15 protein-coding genes are annotated in these 16,777 nt (G+C 36.2%); all 15 read left to right on the forward strand.

Going from position 1 to position 16,777, the window contains the following annotated elements; genetic code table 11:
- Positions 1-260 precede the first annotated feature (260 nt).
- The 15 genes from NiCM35_RS00300 (at position 261) to NiCM35_RS00370 (ending at position 16,777) form a co-directional block, all read left to right on the forward strand.
- Complete coding sequence (locus tag NiCM35_RS00300; protein WP_061796783.1) at positions 261-773, forward strand: YceD family protein; 513 nt, start codon at positions 261-263, stop codon at positions 771-773.
- Between the two features lie 93 nt (positions 774-866).
- Positions 867-1,040, forward strand: coding sequence for a 50S ribosomal protein L32 (gene rpmF / locus NiCM35_RS00305; RefSeq protein ID WP_016200993.1), 174 nt, complete (start codon positions 867-869; stop codon positions 1,038-1,040).
- Between the two features lie 145 nt (positions 1,041-1,185).
- A complete protein-coding gene (locus NiCM35_RS00310) occupies positions 1,186-1,635 on the forward strand; it encodes a 2-thiouracil desulfurase family protein (RefSeq protein ID WP_095329079.1) in 450 nt (149 codons plus the stop codon).
- Between the two features lie 118 nt (positions 1,636-1,753).
- The gene (locus NiCM35_RS00315; protein ID WP_095329080.1) at positions 1,754-2,320 is read left to right on the forward strand and encodes an RsfA family transcriptional regulator; all 567 of its coding nucleotides are present in this window, start codon (positions 1,754-1,756) and stop codon (positions 2,318-2,320) included.
- 512 nt (positions 2,321-2,832) lie between these two features.
- Positions 2,833-3,750 carry a 2-dehydropantoate 2-reductase gene (locus NiCM35_RS00320; RefSeq protein ID WP_095329081.1) on the forward strand — a complete coding sequence of 306 codons (918 nt, stop codon included), beginning with the start codon at positions 2,833-2,835 and terminating at the stop codon, positions 3,748-3,750.
- Positions 3,743-4,138 (forward strand): DUF3397 domain-containing protein, encoded by a 396-nt coding sequence (locus NiCM35_RS00325; protein ID WP_433778223.1) that lies wholly within the window; start codon positions 3,743-3,745, stop codon positions 4,136-4,138. Before NiCM35_RS00320 ends, NiCM35_RS00325 begins: the two co-directional genes overlap by 8 nt.
- A gap of 300 nt (positions 4,139-4,438) precedes the next feature.
- Positions 4,439-6,073, forward strand: coding sequence for a bacillithiol biosynthesis cysteine-adding enzyme BshC (bshC, locus tag NiCM35_RS00330; RefSeq protein WP_433778225.1), 1,635 nt, complete (start codon positions 4,439-4,441; stop codon positions 6,071-6,073).
- A 536-nt stretch (positions 6,074-6,609) separates the two neighbouring features.
- Positions 6,610-7,041 carry a division/cell wall cluster transcriptional repressor MraZ gene (mraZ, locus tag NiCM35_RS00335; RefSeq protein WP_047939902.1) on the forward strand — a complete coding sequence of 144 codons (432 nt, stop codon included), beginning with the start codon at positions 6,610-6,612 and terminating at the stop codon, positions 7,039-7,041.
- A gap of 64 nt (positions 7,042-7,105) precedes the next feature.
- On the forward strand, positions 7,106-8,038 hold the full coding sequence (gene rsmH / locus NiCM35_RS00340) for a 16S rRNA (cytosine(1402)-N(4))-methyltransferase RsmH (RefSeq protein ID WP_095329084.1): 933 nt from the start codon (positions 7,106-7,108) through the stop codon (positions 8,036-8,038).
- A 24-nt stretch (positions 8,039-8,062) separates the two neighbouring features.
- Complete coding sequence (gene ftsL / locus NiCM35_RS00345; protein ID WP_095329085.1) at positions 8,063-8,422, forward strand: cell division protein FtsL; 360 nt, start codon at positions 8,063-8,065, stop codon at positions 8,420-8,422.
- Between the two features lie 3 nt (positions 8,423-8,425).
- Complete coding sequence (locus NiCM35_RS00350; protein WP_163188543.1) at positions 8,426-10,549, forward strand: penicillin-binding protein; 2,124 nt, start codon at positions 8,426-8,428, stop codon at positions 10,547-10,549.
- Between the two features lie 119 nt (positions 10,550-10,668).
- The gene (locus NiCM35_RS00355) at positions 10,669-11,574 is read left to right on the forward strand and encodes a nuclease-related domain-containing protein (RefSeq protein ID WP_123257419.1); all 906 of its coding nucleotides are present in this window, start codon (positions 10,669-10,671) and stop codon (positions 11,572-11,574) included.
- A gap of 1,075 nt (positions 11,575-12,649) precedes the next feature.
- Positions 12,650-14,560 (forward strand): stage V sporulation protein D, encoded by a 1,911-nt coding sequence (locus NiCM35_RS00360; protein ID WP_095329088.1) that lies wholly within the window; start codon positions 12,650-12,652, stop codon positions 14,558-14,560.
- A gap of 311 nt (positions 14,561-14,871) precedes the next feature.
- Entirely contained in the window at positions 14,872-16,353 is a 1,482-nt protein-coding gene (locus NiCM35_RS00365) for a UDP-N-acetylmuramoyl-L-alanyl-D-glutamate--2,6-diaminopimelate ligase (protein WP_433778228.1), read from the forward strand.
- A complete protein-coding gene (locus NiCM35_RS00370) occupies positions 16,337-16,777 on the forward strand; it encodes a hypothetical protein (RefSeq protein ID WP_123257421.1) in 441 nt (146 codons plus the stop codon). Before NiCM35_RS00365 ends, NiCM35_RS00370 begins: the two co-directional genes overlap by 17 nt.

Genomic DNA, 16,777 nt, shown 5'->3' on the forward strand with positions numbered 1-16,777 from the left:
TTTCTAATATAGTTTCTATTCTACGAATTTTAGAAGGTAAAGCTTTGCTAATAGCTTAAATGGAAAGCAAAGGGGAGAGAAATAAAAATCATTTAGGAAGTTTTGGTTGCAATTCTGATGAATATGGGTAGAATAGAAAAGAAATCACGAAATATGGTCGTGATTCAGGACATATCTCTTATTATTTACTGTAAAGAAAAAATATTGACAAATAATTATATGAAAGCTATAATTACCTTTGTTGCCTTGGGGTGATATATATGAAATGGACGTTAAGCCAGTTACAAAAATTTCGAAGTAAGGGATTGCCAATTGATGAAACAATAAATATGGATGAGATCAAAGAAACAGATCCAACCATAAGAAAAGTATCTCCTATTCATATAACAGGACGTACGGATATTGATTCAACGAAAGTGACTTTTCATTTAAATATAAAAGGATCGCTCGTGCTACCTTGCTCTCGTACTTTAGTAGACGTGGATTATCCAATTAATGTTGAAACAACAGAAACCTTCCTATTAAAAGTTTCGGAATATGAAACAGACGAAGAGGAAGTTCATCAGGTGAAAGGGGATGTAATTGACTTAAAGCCAATTATAGCCGAAATACTTTTACTTGAGGTACCGATGCAAGTCTTCTGTGAAGATGTAACAGAAGAGGGAGCTCCGCAATCAGGAAATGATTGGGAAGTAATCCAAGAGCAAGATTTACAGGAGAAGAAAGTTGATCCTCGTCTTGCAGGACTTGCTAAGTTTTTTGAAAATGAGTAAATAAACTCATATTTAATTATGCAAAAGAAAAATGTGAGATTGGAAATATCTTTTCTCATTACTTTCTTAATACTCTTTAAGGAGGTGGGACGAATGGCTGTACCTTTTAGAAGAACATCTAAAACTGCAAAGAGAAAACGTCGTACACATTTTAAATTACAAGTGCCTGGTATGGTAGAATGCCCTAACTGTGGTGAAATGAAACTTGCTCACCGTGTATGCAGCGCTTGCGGAACATACAAAGGGAAAGAAGTTGTAAGCAACTAATTATCTTTTTTGTTGATTAAAAGCACAAGAACTTAAGTTCTTGTGCTTTTTTCCATGTTATCGTTATTTTTATAAAATAGCTGAGGTAAAATAAAAGGAAGTTTTGAAAGTTAGAAGAAAATACATATTAATGAGGTGTTGAGCAATGATTGTCGTAAGTTCTTGTTTAGCTGGTCTGAAAGTTCGGTATAATGGGACGGATTGTTTAGATGCCAACATAGAAGCGTTTATAAAAAAAGAAAGCATAAGAACGGTTTGTCCGGAATTATTGGGAGGCTTCTCTACTCCGAGGGAGCCAGCCGAGATAGTCGGAGGGGATGGTTATGATGTTCTCGATGGAAGAGCGTTTGTTAAAGATGCTAAAGGAAATGATGTGACACAAATGTATATCGAAGGGGCTAATAAAACGTTAGTTTTTATTAAAGACTTGGAGGCAGAAATGGTAGTCTTAAAAGAAAATAGTCCTTCTTGTGGTAGTGGTAGTATATATTCAGGGAGCTTTGATGGCACAAGAATGGACGGTGTGGGTGTAACCACAGCGCTTTTAAGAAGAAACGGTATCAAAGTGGTATCGGAAGACGAATTATTTTCTTGAATAGATCTTTAAGCAGTTTTGCGTGCCATTAATTTTTCTTTCTGTAATATGAATAAATCAGTCTATCTTTTCTAGTAGATGCATATGTATGAATAAAAAACACTAGGAGGGTACACTGATGACAACAACAAGACAAGATGCTTGGTCAAAAGATGAAGATATTTTACTTGCTGAAATTGTTCTTCGTCATATTAGAGAAGGCGGTACACAGCTTCAAGCATTTGAAGAAGTGGGGAAGTTATTATCAAGAACAAGTGCAGCATGTGGATTTCGCTGGAATTCATATGTACGCAAACAATATAAATCTGGTATAGAACTTGCCAAAAAACAAAGAAAGCAATTGAAAAAGACAAATGTAGCAGAAGAGTTTTCTCAAGAAGAAGTAACTGGCCAGCCTGCTATATCTCCAACTCCTATACAGAATCAATTTGATGAAATGATGATATATTTAAAAGATTTATATGATAAAGCAACTAAGTGGGAACAAGAAAATATAGACTCTTCCACCGTTAAAGAGAAAACGAAAGAATTAGAGGAAAAGCTAGCGTTATTAAAGAAGGAAAATGAAGAACTGCAAAGTGAATTAGATTCCATGGAAGGTGCTTATAAAGCATTAGTGGAGCTGATGGAAAAAGCAAGACAAATGGTGGTTTTTAAAGATGAGGATAAACTTCCCAAGGTATAAGTAAGATTTTCTTTAGCTGAAATGCTAATGGCATCTATTTCTATAATAATTAGATCAAATAAATATTCTATATTGCAGGAGGAATCCTGTCAGTTAGGAAGCATCCGCTCAAAACTCCTGTATATAAAAGGTGAGGCAGAGGAGAATCAATGGATTCACTTGACTCCCAAGGAGAATATGAGCGGCTGCTTTATATAAACCATCAAAATCTCCCTATGTAAAGAAAACAAAATCAATTTGATTTTGTGAGTATAATACCGCGTTTTCCCCATTAAAGTTGTCACATTCTTCTCTAATTTTATTCCTTCTATACTATTAAACCTTAAAAAATCTCTTTTATAGATTATCTTTCAATAACTGTGTGATTCCACTCGTTTTTTAGCTTTCGTTTCGTTTTTTAGGGCAAGAATAATATTTTATTTTTTTCTATTGCTGTGATTTTCGTACTACAAACATTTCAGAAAATGTTAATATATAACTAACGATAACTTGAAACGATAAAGGAGCTTCTGATGAAAATTGCAATTATTGGAGCTGGGGCAATTGGCTTATTATGTGCATACCAGTTAAAGGAAAAGCATGATATCACCTTATATGTTCGGTCAAAGAAGCAATACGAGCGAATCTTAGAGGAAGGAATATATTATAAAGTAAATGACGAAAAGAAAAATCGAACAGTACACGTACGGTTTTTTGAAGAGTGGAATGGACTAGAAGAGCTGACAATCGTGGCAGTGAAGCAATATCAATTATCGTCCATTTACGAGAAGATGGAAAAAATGGGTGATAAAATAAAGGCAATGTGCTTTTTACAAAATGGAATGGGACACATAGAGACAATTAGGAATTCGCGAGTTGCTAATATATTGATAGGAATTGTCGAACATGGAGCGATGAAGGAAGATGAGCAAACTGTCATACATACTGGTGTAGGAGCAATAAAAATAGCTTGCTTAAAAGGAGAAATGGACGATATACTTACCAAGCTCACAACAGCGACCAATAAAGACTTTTTATTTATAATGGAGCATAATTATGAAATAATGCTGCAAAAAAAATTAGTCGTAAATTGTCTTGTAAATAGTTTAACTAGTATTTTGCAGGTGCCAAATGGTGTTTTGCTGGAAAACGCTTATTATTCTGAAGTGATGACTATGTTTATGAATGAGGTATTAGATGTTTTAACGATAAATGAAGCTGATAAAGAAATTTATCGAGAGTATTGTTTGGAAGTCATACGAAAAACAGCTTTAAATAAATCTTCGATGCTAAAGGATATGGAGGCGGGAAGGCCTACGGAAATAGATGCAATTTTAGGATACATAATAGAGGAAGCAAAAAAGAAAAAGCAGAGTGTGCCTATTGCAAAGGTGGTTTATCGGATGATTAAAGGAAAAGAACGAGAAAGAGAGGTGTTTATCCATGATTAATCTAACTTCACAGCTCATTAGTTTTCTCGTGGTTTTTCCTATCTTTACATTGTTTATTGTTTTTGTTATTAGTAAGTTGATTACAAAAAAGCACCGTCTATCTATACATCTAGCCCTAGATATAAGTACCATCTTTTTTATTGTTTCTGTCCATTTTCTTATTCAATCCATCTGGTATACTTCGCTCTTATTGTATATTGTGATATTTATCTTGTTGATTGGCATGTTATTTGTTATTATTCATTGGAAGTTTAAAGAGGAAATACAATACAAAAAAGTATTTAAAGGAATTTGGCGTGTAACCTTTCTTCTTTTTTTCCTTTTATATATTGTATTGCTCGTTTATGGCCTTATATTATCTATATGGAGAACACTTGGAATGATATAATAATTGATTATAATAAAGTAACTTAAATGGTTTTAGCAAGCCAGTGCTCCTTTAAATGAATAGGTGGGCTCGAACTGGCAGATGCTAAAAAGAAAATAAATCGAAAAGATAAGGCTTATAAGCAACTTTTTTTCTTTTATAGTAAAGGGATGCTATACTTTTCTATGTGGCGAAATAAAATGAATGTTTTTTATAGCTGGATGATAAGCTCGTGGTTGGACTCCCACTATAGAAAGAGTCTTTAATAAGGAGAAAATACATATATAAGGAAAACTCGAATAGGAGAAAGGAAGTACATAGATGGAGATGATGAATCTCTCTTTGCCTGTGGCAAATAAATTCGTAACAGATTATTTAGAACAAAAGAATAGTGCGGAAGACTTTTTTCATTATTCTTATCTTGATAATGGTAGCTATGAGAAGAGAGTTAAAGAATTAGAAACGAGAACTTTTATGAGGAATGATCTTGCAGATTATATTGCAGATTACATGAAAAAGTTCCCTCAAGGTGAAAAGGTGAGGCAATCCCTTTCTAAATTAAGAAAGGAAAACAGTGTAGTTGTTATTGGTGGACAACAAGCGGGTGTTTTAACAGGACCGTTATACTCCATTCATAAAGTAATTAGTATTATCTTGTTAGCTAAACAAAAAGAAGAAGAATTAGGTATCCCGGTTGTGCCAGTATTCTGGATAGCGGGAGAAGACCATGATTATTTAGAAATTAATCATATTTATACACCAGGTAAGGAAAAAATGAAGAAGGTAGTTTTTCCGCAAAGAGTGTTGGATAAAAGAATGACTTCCGATATATTGCTGGAAAAAGAAGTCTGTATAGAATGGCTGGAAACAGTCGTTGAATCCTATGGTGAAACAGATCATTCTAAGCCTTTGTTGGAACTTTTGCATAGCGCTGTCCATGAATCCACCACGATAGTTGACTTCTTTAGCTATATTACTATGAGTTTATTCCAAGATTATGGTTTACTATTGGTCGATTCTGGTGATAAAGAGATTCGCAAGTTGGAGAAAGAAATTTTCCTTAAACAAATTAATGAATTTCAAAAATTGGCAGATTCCGTTTCAGAACAACAAAAGTTAGTACAGGAGAAGGGATATTCTCTAGTTATCGAAATGGCAGAAAATCCTGTTAACTTGTTTTATTATGATGAAGCAGAGCAAGAAAGGGTATTGCTGCAATACGATGAAATAGAAAACTGTTTTATCGGGAAAGATAGAACGGTATCTTTTACAATGGAACAGTTAATAGAGATTGCAAGTGAATTCCCTCAAAGGCTTAGCAATAATGTGGTAACAAGACCAATAACGCAAGATCTATTATTTCCTACTTTAGCATTTATTGGTGGACCTGGAGAGATTGCATACTGGGCGGAACTTAAAAAGGCTTTTGAACACCTAGGGATTAAAATGCCGCCTGTTATTCCTCGCTTAAATATTACTCTCTTAGAGAGAAGCGTGGAAGCAGACATAGAGGAACTAAAATTATCGATAAAGGATGTTCTTGTAAATGGAACCTCTGAAAAATGTGCGGAATTTTTAAAGTCTGTCTCGAATGAACGGATTGAACAGATACTTAGTGAGTTAACAAATATAATCAAAACGAAATACGATCAAGTGGAAGAGGAAATGAAGGCGGAGTATAAAGGCTTACTGCCGTTATTAGAAAAAAATGAAGATTTCTTAGTTAGCCAGGTTGAATTTTTGCAGAACAAAGTCGATGCTTCCGTAAAATTAAAGCATGAAGTACTGGTAAATAAATTCAATCGCATTGAACAAAATTTAAAACCAGAAGGATCTCCACAAGAAAGAGTTTGGAATATCACTTATTTCTTAAATAAATATGGTATGGATTTTATTCAAAGTGTAATGGATTTGCCAATGGATTTTGATGGAACACATAAGGTTATTAAATTATAAGGAAGAAAAGAATGATTGCCGTCCTAATTATAGGAAGGTTCAGACTGTCGACAAACTCCTAATTCAGTAATTAGGAGTTTGTCTTAGTTTATACATATATATTCTTTTAAATAAGAATTGATTTCCATTGCAGGGGTTCGCTTTCCGTGGGGCTCGCGCTGAGCCGCTGCGGCTTAAAGGCCTGCAGGGTCTCAGACTGTCTCGCAGATCCCACAGGAGTCTCACCCCTTCCACCCTAATCAATGCATAATAATTCCATTTACATTTCCTAAATTCCTTTTGTCAATAAGCTGTACCGTCCTAATTATAGGACGGTTTTTTTATTGATATAACGTATTTTCATTCCTTCCTCTAGGTTTGTCTTTTAGAAAATAAACAGTCAATTCTCAAAAAGTAGTGACAAAGAAACCTATTTATTCTTTTCAAAATTATTATTTTTGTTGCAGGAAATATACAAAATAGATAGAATTAAAATTAATAGTGGAGGAAAGTGGGGGAATGTGGTACATTGAGGTTAGAAAGTGGGGGACAAGGGTATGTTTATGGGTGAATATCATCATAATGTTGACGCAAAAGGACGTATCATTGTTCCTGCGAAGTTTAGAGAGAACTTAGGTGAGACCTTTATTCTAACCCGCGGCCTCGATCGATGTCTTTTCGGTTACCCACTGAATGAATGGGAGATAATTGAAGACAAGCTCAAGCAATTGCCCTTAACCAAAAAAGATGCTAGAGCATTTACCCGATTTTTCTTCTCCGGAGCAACAGAATGTGAGATTGATAAACAAGGTCGCATAAATATTGCCTCCCCCTTATTTCAATATGCACAGCTAGAGAAGGAGTGTGTTATTCTCGGTGTTTCTAATCGTATTGAAATATGGGATAAACAAGAGTGGGAAAATTATTTTTCCGAATCAGAGGATTCTTTTGCAGAAATTGCAGAGAATATGATTGGGTTTGATATTTAATTTTTTTCACTATGTACATAATAAATACTACCTACAAGAAAAATTTATAGACAGGTGTGGATTCATGTTTAATCATACAACAGTATTACTGAATGAAGCGGTCGATGCTCTCGATATTAAGCCAGATGGAATTTATGTGGATTGTACTTTAGGCGGAGCAGGGCACAGCGAATTAATTCTTTCCAAATTATCAGGCAGCGGAAGATTAATTGCATTCGATCAAGATGAAATAGCCATAAAAAATGCACAAGAAAAATTAGCCCCATATAAGGACAGATTGACGATTGTCAAAAGCAATTTTCGTTATCTAAAAGAAGAAATTCACAACTTAGGGATTACACATGTAGATGGAATTCTTTATGACTTAGGTGTTTCTTCTCCGCAATTAGATACTCCTGAACGCGGATTTAGTTATCATCATGATGCACCGCTTGATATGCGCATGGATAACGAAGCGGATGTTACTGCATATGATGTAGTCAATTCTTGGTCATATGAATCATTAGTTAAAATTTTCTTTCGTTATGGTGAGGAGAAATTCTCTAAACAAATAGCAAGGAAGATTGAGGCAGCAAGAGAAAATCGGCCAATTGAAACGACTGGAGAGTTGGTTGAATTAATCAAAGAAGCTATTCCAGCGCCAGCTAGACGAAAAGGTGGTCATCCTGCTAAAAGAGTTTTCCAAGCAATACGAATTGCAGTCAATGATGAACTTGGCGTATTTGAAGCTTCGTTAGAGCAAGCTATTACGTTGTTAAATCCAGGCGGAAGAATCAGCGTTATCACTTTCCATTCTCTTGAAGACAGAATCTGCAAGTCGACATTTAAAAAGATGAGTGACCTGCCGCCGTTGCCGCCAGGACTACCGGTTATTCCAGATGAGTTTAAACCAGAATTGAAATTAATTACAAGAAAGCCGATTGTTCCATCAGAAGAAGAATTAGAATTTAATAACAGAGCAAGATCAGCGAAACTACGTATTGCAGAAAAACAATAACAAAAGGGTGCGGGAGGTAATTAAATGAGCAACTTAGCAAGAAAAATTCAGCAGGATCAATATCAACAACAAGAAGAAAAACAGTCGGTTAAAAAGGTTATTAAACAGACTAAATCATTATTATCTCCTGGAGAGAAGATTTTAGGAATTGCCTTTGTAGCGATTATTTGTATTGGCGGCGTAAAAATTGTAAGCAACCAATCGGAGATTTATCAAGTAAATAAAGATATTCAAGTAGCGGAAAGCTCCATTAATTCGCTTGAAAAGTCAAACAAGGAATTAGATACACAGGTCAAGGATTTAAGCAGCTTTGAACGCTTACGCGAAGTAGCAGGGAAATTAGGTTTAGATTTTAGTAAAGATAATGTAAAGGTTGTGCATTAAGCAATGATTCGAAAACAACCTAATATTAATTTTGGAGCAGCCATCCTTTTTATTCTCTTTTGTCTGCTCTTTTTTGTTTTAGTTATTCGGTTTGTCTATATTCAAGCGACAGGAGAAGTGTCAGGAGTAGAACTAGCTGCACAAGCAGAAAAAAAACATAACACTTCTCGTGTGCTAGAGGCTTCTAGAGGAAGTATATTAGATCGCAATGGGGACGTAATTGCGGAGGATGCAGTTTCTTATAAGCTAGTTGCTGTAACGGATAAATCATTGAGTAAGAATCTGGATAAAAAAGTTCATGTTGCAGATCCTGAATTGACAGCTAGAGAATTAGCGAAATATATCGATTTAAAAGAATCGGAGATTTATAGAATTTTAACCAAAAAGGGCGCAAAACAAGTGGAATTTGGGGAGGCCGGAAAGGATCTTTCCTATGAGACGAAAAAGAAAATTGAAGATTTAAAGCTTCCTGGTATTCAAATTGTCGAAGGGAAGAAGCGTTTCTATCCGAATGGAATCTTTGCTTCCCATGTTATCGGCTATTTGGAAGAGGATGATGGTAAAGAAACAGGTAGATTAGGTATTGAAGAAAGCTTAAATAAAATGCTGACAGGCACAAATGGCAGTATGCAGTATAGTAAAGATATATGGGGTTATATTTTGCCGAACAGTAAGGATAAAATCGTGCCTGCTCAAAATGGCAAGGATGTTTATTTAACACTCGATAAGAAAATTCAATCCTTTTTAGAAGATACGATGAATAAGGTGAATGCGGAATATGATCCTGTAAAAATGATTGCGATTGTAGCTAATCCGAAAACAGGGGAAATATTAGCGATGAGTCAAAGACCGTCCTTTGATCCTGAAACAAGAGAAGGTATTACAGCTTCCTGGCATAATGAAGCAATCGAAACCAATTATGAACCAGGATCCACCATGAAAATCTTTACCTTAGCTGCAGCAGTAGAAGAAGGAGTATTCAATCCAAACGAGGAGTATCAGTCAGGCAGATATGAAGGAATAGGAGATCATAATAATGGAGCTGGTTGGGGACCTATTTCCTATTTGGAAGGTGTTCAGCGATCTTCCAATGTAGCGTTCGCGAAACTTGCTAAGGAAAAAATCGGCTTTGAGACATTCAGAGAATATTTAACAAAATTCGGCCTTGATCAGCCAACTGGCATCGATCTGCCAAAAGAAGCAAATAGCTCGATTGTATTTAATTGGCCAATCGAAAAAATTACAACTGCTTTTGGTCAAGGTACTGCTTTAACGCCAATTCAGCAAATTCAAGCGGCAACAGCTATCGCCAATGATGGAAAAATGGTAAAGCCGTATGTTATTGAACAGATTAAAGATCCAAATACAGGAAAAATCATTAAAAAAGGCGAGACAAAAGTTGCAGGAACACCAATTTCTGCAAAAACAGCCAAAGAAGTCCGCGATATTCTTGAAACAGTTATTACGAGTAAAAAAGGGACTGGTTACAAAAAATTCAATATTGATGGATATGATGTTGCCGGTAAAACAGGAACCGCACAAATTCCTAAAAGCGGCGGTGGGTATTTAAAAAGTAAAAATGATTACATCTTTTCTTTCTTAGGAATGGCTCCGAAGGATGATCCTGAATTAATAATGTATGTTGCTGTTCAGCAACCAAAGTTAAAGGAAACGGAAACTGGATCTGAACCAGTCGCTGAAATTTTCACTTCAGTAATGAAGAGCAGTCTACAGTATATGGATATAGTTCCAACAAAAGAAGTAATTTCGAAGCCAATCGAAATTCCTAATTTAAGTGGAATGACTGCAGAAGAAGCGAAGAAAATTCTGGAGGATAAAGGGCTGAATGCTGTTATTATCGGAGACGGCAAGACAGTGGAAGAACAGCTGCCAGTCAAAGGAGATACTTATCTAAAAGGCGAGAAAGTAATCTTAAAGACGGATGGGAAAGAAACAGTCCCTAATATGAAGGGCTGGTCATTACGCGATGTTTTAAAAGTAGCGGACCTCAATAAGCTGAAACTTGAAAGTTCCGGCAGTGGTTATGTGTCCTCCCAAAGTATAAAAGCAGGGTCTAAGATTAAGGAAAACGATAAGTTATCGGTTAAGTTAAAAGAACCAGAGTAAGAGAGCTTCACTACATTTTTGAGATGTAGTGAAGCTTTTTTGTTGGAGATGGACGCGGTATTGTATACTAGAAATAAGCGGTTGTTTGTAACGTTTTAGTATAATAGGAGGGTGAAAAAGTGTATAAGAAAAGAAGGGAACCACTGGAATTAGCTTTATTAAAATCATTAAATAGCCGAATGGAATTATCTGATGAATTGAAGACAAAGTATTTAAATCAAGGGAAAGGCTGGGAAGGAGAGAGGAAGTTTGATGAGCATTTAAGAGATTTAGCCCCAAATAGTATTGTATTAAATGATTTATTATTACAATCACACCAGACGACATTTCAAATCGACTCCTTATTGATAGAAGGAGAGGCACTTCATCTCTATGAAATTAAGAACTACGAAGGTGACTTTTATTATGAAAATGATCGATTCTATAAGAAAAACAATAAAGTAGAAATCAATAATCCTATTACTCAATTAAAACGAACAGAGTTCCTGTTAAGACAATTAATTCACCAGCTTGGTTACTCTATTACAATTATTCCACATGTTGTTTTTATAAACCCCGAATTTATCTTATATCAAGCTCCACTTCATTTGCCTTATATTTATCCCAACCAATTAAATCGTTATGTTAAATTATTAGAAAAAAATAGATCACAAGTAAAAAAACAGTATGCGCTCTTAGCTGAAAAGTTGATCGCTCTTCATATGGAAGATTCATCTTATCGAAGAATGCCAAGTTATACCTATGAAGAACTTAAGAAAGGAATCCTTTGCGAAAAATGCAACTCACTGTTTATTTCAACAGAACGCGCAATGATCAAATGTAATGTATGTGGATATACAGAAAGCTTGGAGTTAGCAGTTTTACGAAGTGTTAAAGAATTTAAGCTGCTTTTTCCAGAAAGAAAGATAACGACAAAAGAAATATATGACTGGTGTTTGATATCGGGAGGAATGCGGAGGATTAAGAGAATATTAGATAAGCATTATAGGCTTATTGGTATACATCAGTGGGCGTATTATGAGTGAAAGATAGTTTTCACAGAAGAGATGAACGCTAAAATTAATAGAAGAAGCAAGGAAAGTGGTTTTCATCGGGAGGATGAACGCCAAAATAAGCAGAAGAAGCAAGGAAAGTGGTTTTCATCGGGAGGATGAACGCCGAAATAAGCAGAAGAAGCAGGGAAAGTGGTTTTCATCGGGAGGATGAACGCCAAAATAATTAGAAGAAGCAGGGAAAGTGGTTTTCAACAAGGGGATGAACGCCGAAATAATTAGAAAAAGCAGGGAAAGTGGTTTTCATCGGGAGGATGAACGCCGAAATAATTAGAAGAAGCAAGGAAAGTAGTTTTCAACAAGGGGATGAACGCTAAAATAAGCAGAAGAAGCAGGGAAAGTGGCTTTCATCGGGAGGATGAACGCCGAAATAATTAGAAGAAGCAAGGAAAGTAGTTTTCAACAAGGGGATGAACGCTAAAATAAGCAGAAGAAGCAGGGAAAGTGGCTTTCATCGGGAGGGTGAACGCCAAAATAAGCAGAAGAAGCAAGGAAAGTGGCTTTCATCGGGAGGATGAACGCCGAAATAATTAGAAGAAGCAAGGAAAGTAGTTTTCATCGGGAGGATGAACGCCAAAATAAGCAGAAGAAGCAGGGAAAGTGGTTTTCAACAAGGGGATGAACGCCAAAATAATTAGAAAAAGCAGGGAAAGTGGTTTTCATCGGGAGGGTGAACGCCAAAATAAGCAGAAGAAGCAGGGAAAGTGGTTTTCAACAAGGGGATGAACACCAAAATAATTAGAAAAAGCAGGGAAAGTGGTTTTCATCGGGAGGGTGAACGCCAAAATAAGCAGAAGAAGCAGGGAAAGTGGTGTTCATCAAAGAGATGAACGCCGAAATAATTAGAAGTAGCAAGGAAAATGGCTTTCATCGGGAGGGTGAAAACCACAATAACTAGAAAAAAACAAAAGTGGCTTTTATCAACAAAAAATCCCTCACACAAAAATCCCTACCTCTTTTCCAAACAACGAACAAATACTCTCCGTTCTATTCCGATTCGTACAAGCATATATTTCAATTGAGCTAGTATAAAGGAGGTTCCATCTGTATGCGGGTTTCAAATGTAACCGTTCGGAAGCGATTGTTGATAGCGCTTGTTGCTGGGATAGTTATTTTTCTCATAATTGATACAAGATTGGCGTATGTTCAATTTTTTCTGGGGGACGAGCTTACAACAAAAGCAAAAAATTTATGGAGTAGACAAATTGCTTTTGAGCCACAACGAGGAGAGATCTTGGATCGTAATGGAATAGCGCTTGCGACTAATGTCAGTGCGCCAACGGTTTATATAGTACCACGCCAAATTAAAGATCCAGCAGACACCGCTGAAAAGCTTGCAGAAGTATTAGAAGCAGATAAGGAATCTGTTTATAAGCAGATTATCCAAAGGGAGATGAGTGTTCGTTTAAAAGAAGGTAGGAAAATCACGCATGAAAAGGCCAAAAAAGTTCGTGCACTTGATATAGACGGTGTATATATTGGTGAAGATTCGAAGCGATCTTATCCTTTTGGAAACTATTTATCCCATGTATTAGGGTTTGCTGGTATTGATAATCAAGGGCTAATAGGTTTAGAGTTGGAATATGATGATGAGTTGAAGGGAAAGAAGGGATCTGTTCAATATTATTCGGATGCAAAAGGACAGAGAATGAATGATATGGCTGATGCCTATGAAGCGCCGGTTAATGGGAATGATTTAGTCCTTACCATCGATACAAAAATTCAAACGATTGTAGAAAGAGAATTGGATATAGCCCAACAAACCTATGATCCTGAATCGATTATCGCACTTGCAATGAACCCGAAGACTGGCGAGGTTTTGGCGATGTCAAGTCGTCCAGGCTTTGATCCATCAGATTTTCAAAATGTGGATTCCACTGTATATAATCGTAATTTACCGATATGGAGTTCATATGAACCAGGATCTACCTTTAAAATTATTACATTGGCAGCAGCCTTAGAAGAAGGAAAAGTAGATTTAGATAAGGATACTTTTTATGATAAAGGGTATGCCGAAGTAGGTGGAGCAAAACTTAAATGCTGGAAGCGAGGAGGACATGGCTCGCAAACGTTTTTAGAGGTCGTTCAAAATTCTTGTAACCCTGGTTTTGTAGAATTAGGGGAACGTCTTGGCAAAGATAAGCTGTTTCAATATATTCGTGATTTTGGATTTGGGCAAAAAACAGGAATTGATTTACAAGGGGAATCTAAAGGGATTTTGTTTAACATGGACAGAGTAGGACCAGTGGAGCAAGCGACAACAGCATTTGGTCAAGGCGTCGCCGTAACGCCAATTCAACAAGTTACAGCATTATCTGCCGCCATTAACGGGGGCACTTTATATACTCCTTATGTAGCAAAAGAATTAATTGATCCATCTACTGGTGAAGTGGTTATGGAGAAAAAGCCTGTTGCAAAAAGAAAGGTAGTTTCTGAAGAAACATCTAAAGAAGTAAGACGGGCATTAGAAAATGTTGTGGCAAAGGGATCTGGAGGCAAGGCCTTTGTGGAAGGCTATCGAGTTGGTGGAAAAACAGGGACAGCGCAAAAAGCTTCAGGTGGAAGATATTTAGAAAATAATTATATACTATCCTTTATCGGCTTTGCACCTGCTGATGATCCTGAATTAGTCGTGTACGTGGCAGTAGATAACCCAAAAGGAACGGTGCAATTCGGTAGTGCGGTTGCTGCTCCAATTGTTGGCGCGATTATGGGAGATAGTTTGAGAGCACTTGGTGTGGAACCTCGTAAAGATCAAATTGACAAAGTATATAAATATCCGGAAAATCCATTAATAGAAGTGCCAGACCTTGTCGGGCATACGAAAAAAGATATCAGTGAAATGTTTATTAATCTTAAAATTGATTCAAGTGGAAGCGGGGATACGGTGATTAAGCAATCTCCAGAGCCTGGAACAAAAGTGAAGGAAGGATCAACTATTTTGGTTCAATTTAATTAATTGGAAGAGATGCGGCAGCTTAATACGTGCCGCTTCTCTTCCTCTATAAAAAAGCCTCTTGAGCCTTTTAATCCAAGAATAGAGCTCGTATGTAAATAATTAAAATTTTCCTCTATCTTAAATTATTCTTCTAATATAAATTCTCCAACAATAAGGTACAACATAGATAAATTTTTTTTAATCATGTAAAATAAAATACGCTAAGAAAATTGTATAATCTATATGGCTGATTCATTATTTAGTATATAATTAATATTTATGAGCAATCAAAGATTACATATAGAGCTAGAGAAAAGAGGAATCAAAAAGCGATGCAATTAAAAAAACTTATTGAGAGTTTACAGCCATACACTCCTTATACCGGAGAAGATGTGGAAATAAAATCAATAGAGAATGATAATCGCAAAGTATCAGATGGCAGTCTTTTTATTTGTATAAAAGGTTATACAGTCGATGGCCATGATTTTGCCCAAAAAGCATACGAATCTGGGGCAGTCGCTGTCATAGCGGAAAGAAGTCTGTCCTTGCCTATTCCAGTGATCGTTGTAAAAGATACAAAAAGAGCTAGTAGTGTGCTTGCAGATGTATTTTATCAAAAGCCGACTCAAAAGCTTCAGCTTATTGGAATAACAGGTACAAATGGAAAGACAACAACTAGCCATTTAATAGATGCTATTTTAAAAGAGGCAAATAAAAAAACAGGAATCATCGGTACGATGTATACCAAAATCGGTGAGGAAATACAAGAAACAAAAAATACAACTCCAGAAGCTGTGACCCTGCAGAAGGTGTTTCATCAAATGGTGGAGCAAAAAGTTGATACAGCTGTTATGGAAGTATCTTCCCATGCCCTTGTAGAAGGCAGAGTATTTGGTTGTGACTATGATATTGCTGTTTTTACCAATCTAAGTCAAGATCATTTAGATTATCATGGTACGATGGAAGAATATAAAAAAGCGAAAGGGTTGCTTTTTACAAGACTAGGAAATGCCTTTTCGTCTGAAAAGCCAAAATTTGCTATTCTCAATAAAGATGATGCAGCAGCGAATGAGTATGAAACCATTACAGCCGCTCATATTCTTACATATGGAATTGATAAAGAAGCTGATATAATGGCAAAAAATATAAAAATTACGGCAGCAGGCACATCATTCGATTTACATACTCCGCTTGGCATACATTCTGTCCAATTAAAAATGGTTGGGAAATTTAACGTGTATAATACACTAGCAAGCATTGGTGCTGCAATCGCAAGTAATATTCCAATGGAAGTGACCATCAATGCGCTAGAAAAGGTAGCAGGAGTCGCAGGGAGATTTGAAACGGTTAATGCCGGCCAAGACTTTTCTGTGATCGTTGATTATTCACATACACCTGATAGTTTGCAAAATGCTTTGCAAACGGTAAAAGAATTTGCTAAGAATAAAATATATGTGATCGTTGGCTGTGGGGGCGATAGAGACAAGACGAAACGTCCTTTAATGGCGAAAATTGCTTGCGAGGAAGCGAGTTATGCAATCCTAACTTCCGATAATCCTAGAAGTGAAGATCCGCTTGCCATATTAAAAGATATGGAGGAAGGAGTTAGGGCTGAACAGAATTATACGATAATCTCTGATCGCAAAGAGGCTATTGCCTTTGCTGTTGATCAAGCGCAGCCTGATGATGTTATTCTAATTGCAGGGAAAGGGCATGAAACGTATCAAATTATTGGTTCTAAAGTGTTGGACTTTGATGACCGTTTAGTTGCAAAAGAAGCGATAGAGGAGAGAAAAAATGACATTGTCCTATAACTTAGTCCTTCAAGCTATTCCCGAAGCAAAAGGGTTTGTGAAAGAAGATTTGCTTTTTCAAACCGTGTCATTCTTAGCAGAGTGCGAACAGCCAAAAGGACTGTTTATTCCATTTTATAAAGATAGTTCTGGTGATTTGAGTGCTGCTATAACAAATGGAGCAATTGGAGCGATTTGGGAAGAGGGGATGAAACTCCCATCCTATACACCAAATCATTTTCCGATTTTTTATACAAAAGATTTAAAGGAAGGCATATTAAAAATGAGTAAAATTTACGAGCAACAATTACAAGCACAAGAAAAAACAACTAAATTTATTTTTTTGCAAGAAAACAGTCTGAATTCCCAGATGGAAACATATGATATAGCGGTAATTAGAGAGCATGTATTAAATACAAATAATCAAATGAAAGGAGGGAATTAA

This window comes from Niallia sp. M35 (assembly GCF_050971705.1).
In the GTDB taxonomy this organism is placed as follows: Bacteria; Bacillota; Bacilli; order Bacillales; family Cytobacillaceae; genus Niallia; species Niallia circulans_A.

What these genes read in the sequence shown, in the direction of transcription:
- NiCM35_RS00300 (WP_061796783.1), top strand. Translation starts at nt 261, where the DNA reads ATGAAATGGACGTTAAGCCAGTTACAAAAATTTCGAAGTAAGGGATTG.
- rpmF (WP_016200993.1), top strand. Translation starts at nt 867, where the DNA reads ATGGCTGTACCTTTTAGAAGAACATCTAAAACTGCAAAGAGAAAACGT.
- NiCM35_RS00310 (WP_095329079.1), top strand. Translation starts at nt 1,186, where the DNA reads ATGATTGTCGTAAGTTCTTGTTTAGCTGGTCTGAAAGTTCGGTATAAT.
- NiCM35_RS00315 (WP_095329080.1), top strand. Translation starts at nt 1,754, where the DNA reads ATGACAACAACAAGACAAGATGCTTGGTCAAAAGATGAAGATATTTTA.
- NiCM35_RS00320 (WP_095329081.1), top strand. Translation starts at nt 2,833, where the DNA reads ATGAAAATTGCAATTATTGGAGCTGGGGCAATTGGCTTATTATGTGCA.
- NiCM35_RS00325 (WP_433778223.1), top strand. Translation starts at nt 3,743, where the DNA reads ATGATTAATCTAACTTCACAGCTCATTAGTTTTCTCGTGGTTTTTCCT.
- bshC (WP_433778225.1), top strand. Translation starts at nt 4,439, where the DNA reads ATGGAGATGATGAATCTCTCTTTGCCTGTGGCAAATAAATTCGTAACA.
- mraZ (WP_047939902.1), top strand. Translation starts at nt 6,610, where the DNA reads ATGTTTATGGGTGAATATCATCATAATGTTGACGCAAAAGGACGTATC.
- rsmH (WP_095329084.1), top strand. Translation starts at nt 7,106, where the DNA reads ATGTTTAATCATACAACAGTATTACTGAATGAAGCGGTCGATGCTCTC.
- ftsL (WP_095329085.1), top strand. Translation starts at nt 8,063, where the DNA reads ATGAGCAACTTAGCAAGAAAAATTCAGCAGGATCAATATCAACAACAA.
- NiCM35_RS00350 (WP_163188543.1), top strand. Translation starts at nt 8,426, where the DNA reads ATGATTCGAAAACAACCTAATATTAATTTTGGAGCAGCCATCCTTTTT.
- NiCM35_RS00360 (WP_095329088.1), top strand. Translation starts at nt 12,650, where the DNA reads ATGCGGGTTTCAAATGTAACCGTTCGGAAGCGATTGTTGATAGCGCTT.
- NiCM35_RS00365 (WP_433778228.1), top strand. Translation starts at nt 14,872, where the DNA reads ATGCAATTAAAAAAACTTATTGAGAGTTTACAGCCATACACTCCTTAT.
- NiCM35_RS00370 (WP_123257421.1), top strand. Translation starts at nt 16,337, where the DNA reads ATGACATTGTCCTATAACTTAGTCCTTCAAGCTATTCCCGAAGCAAAA.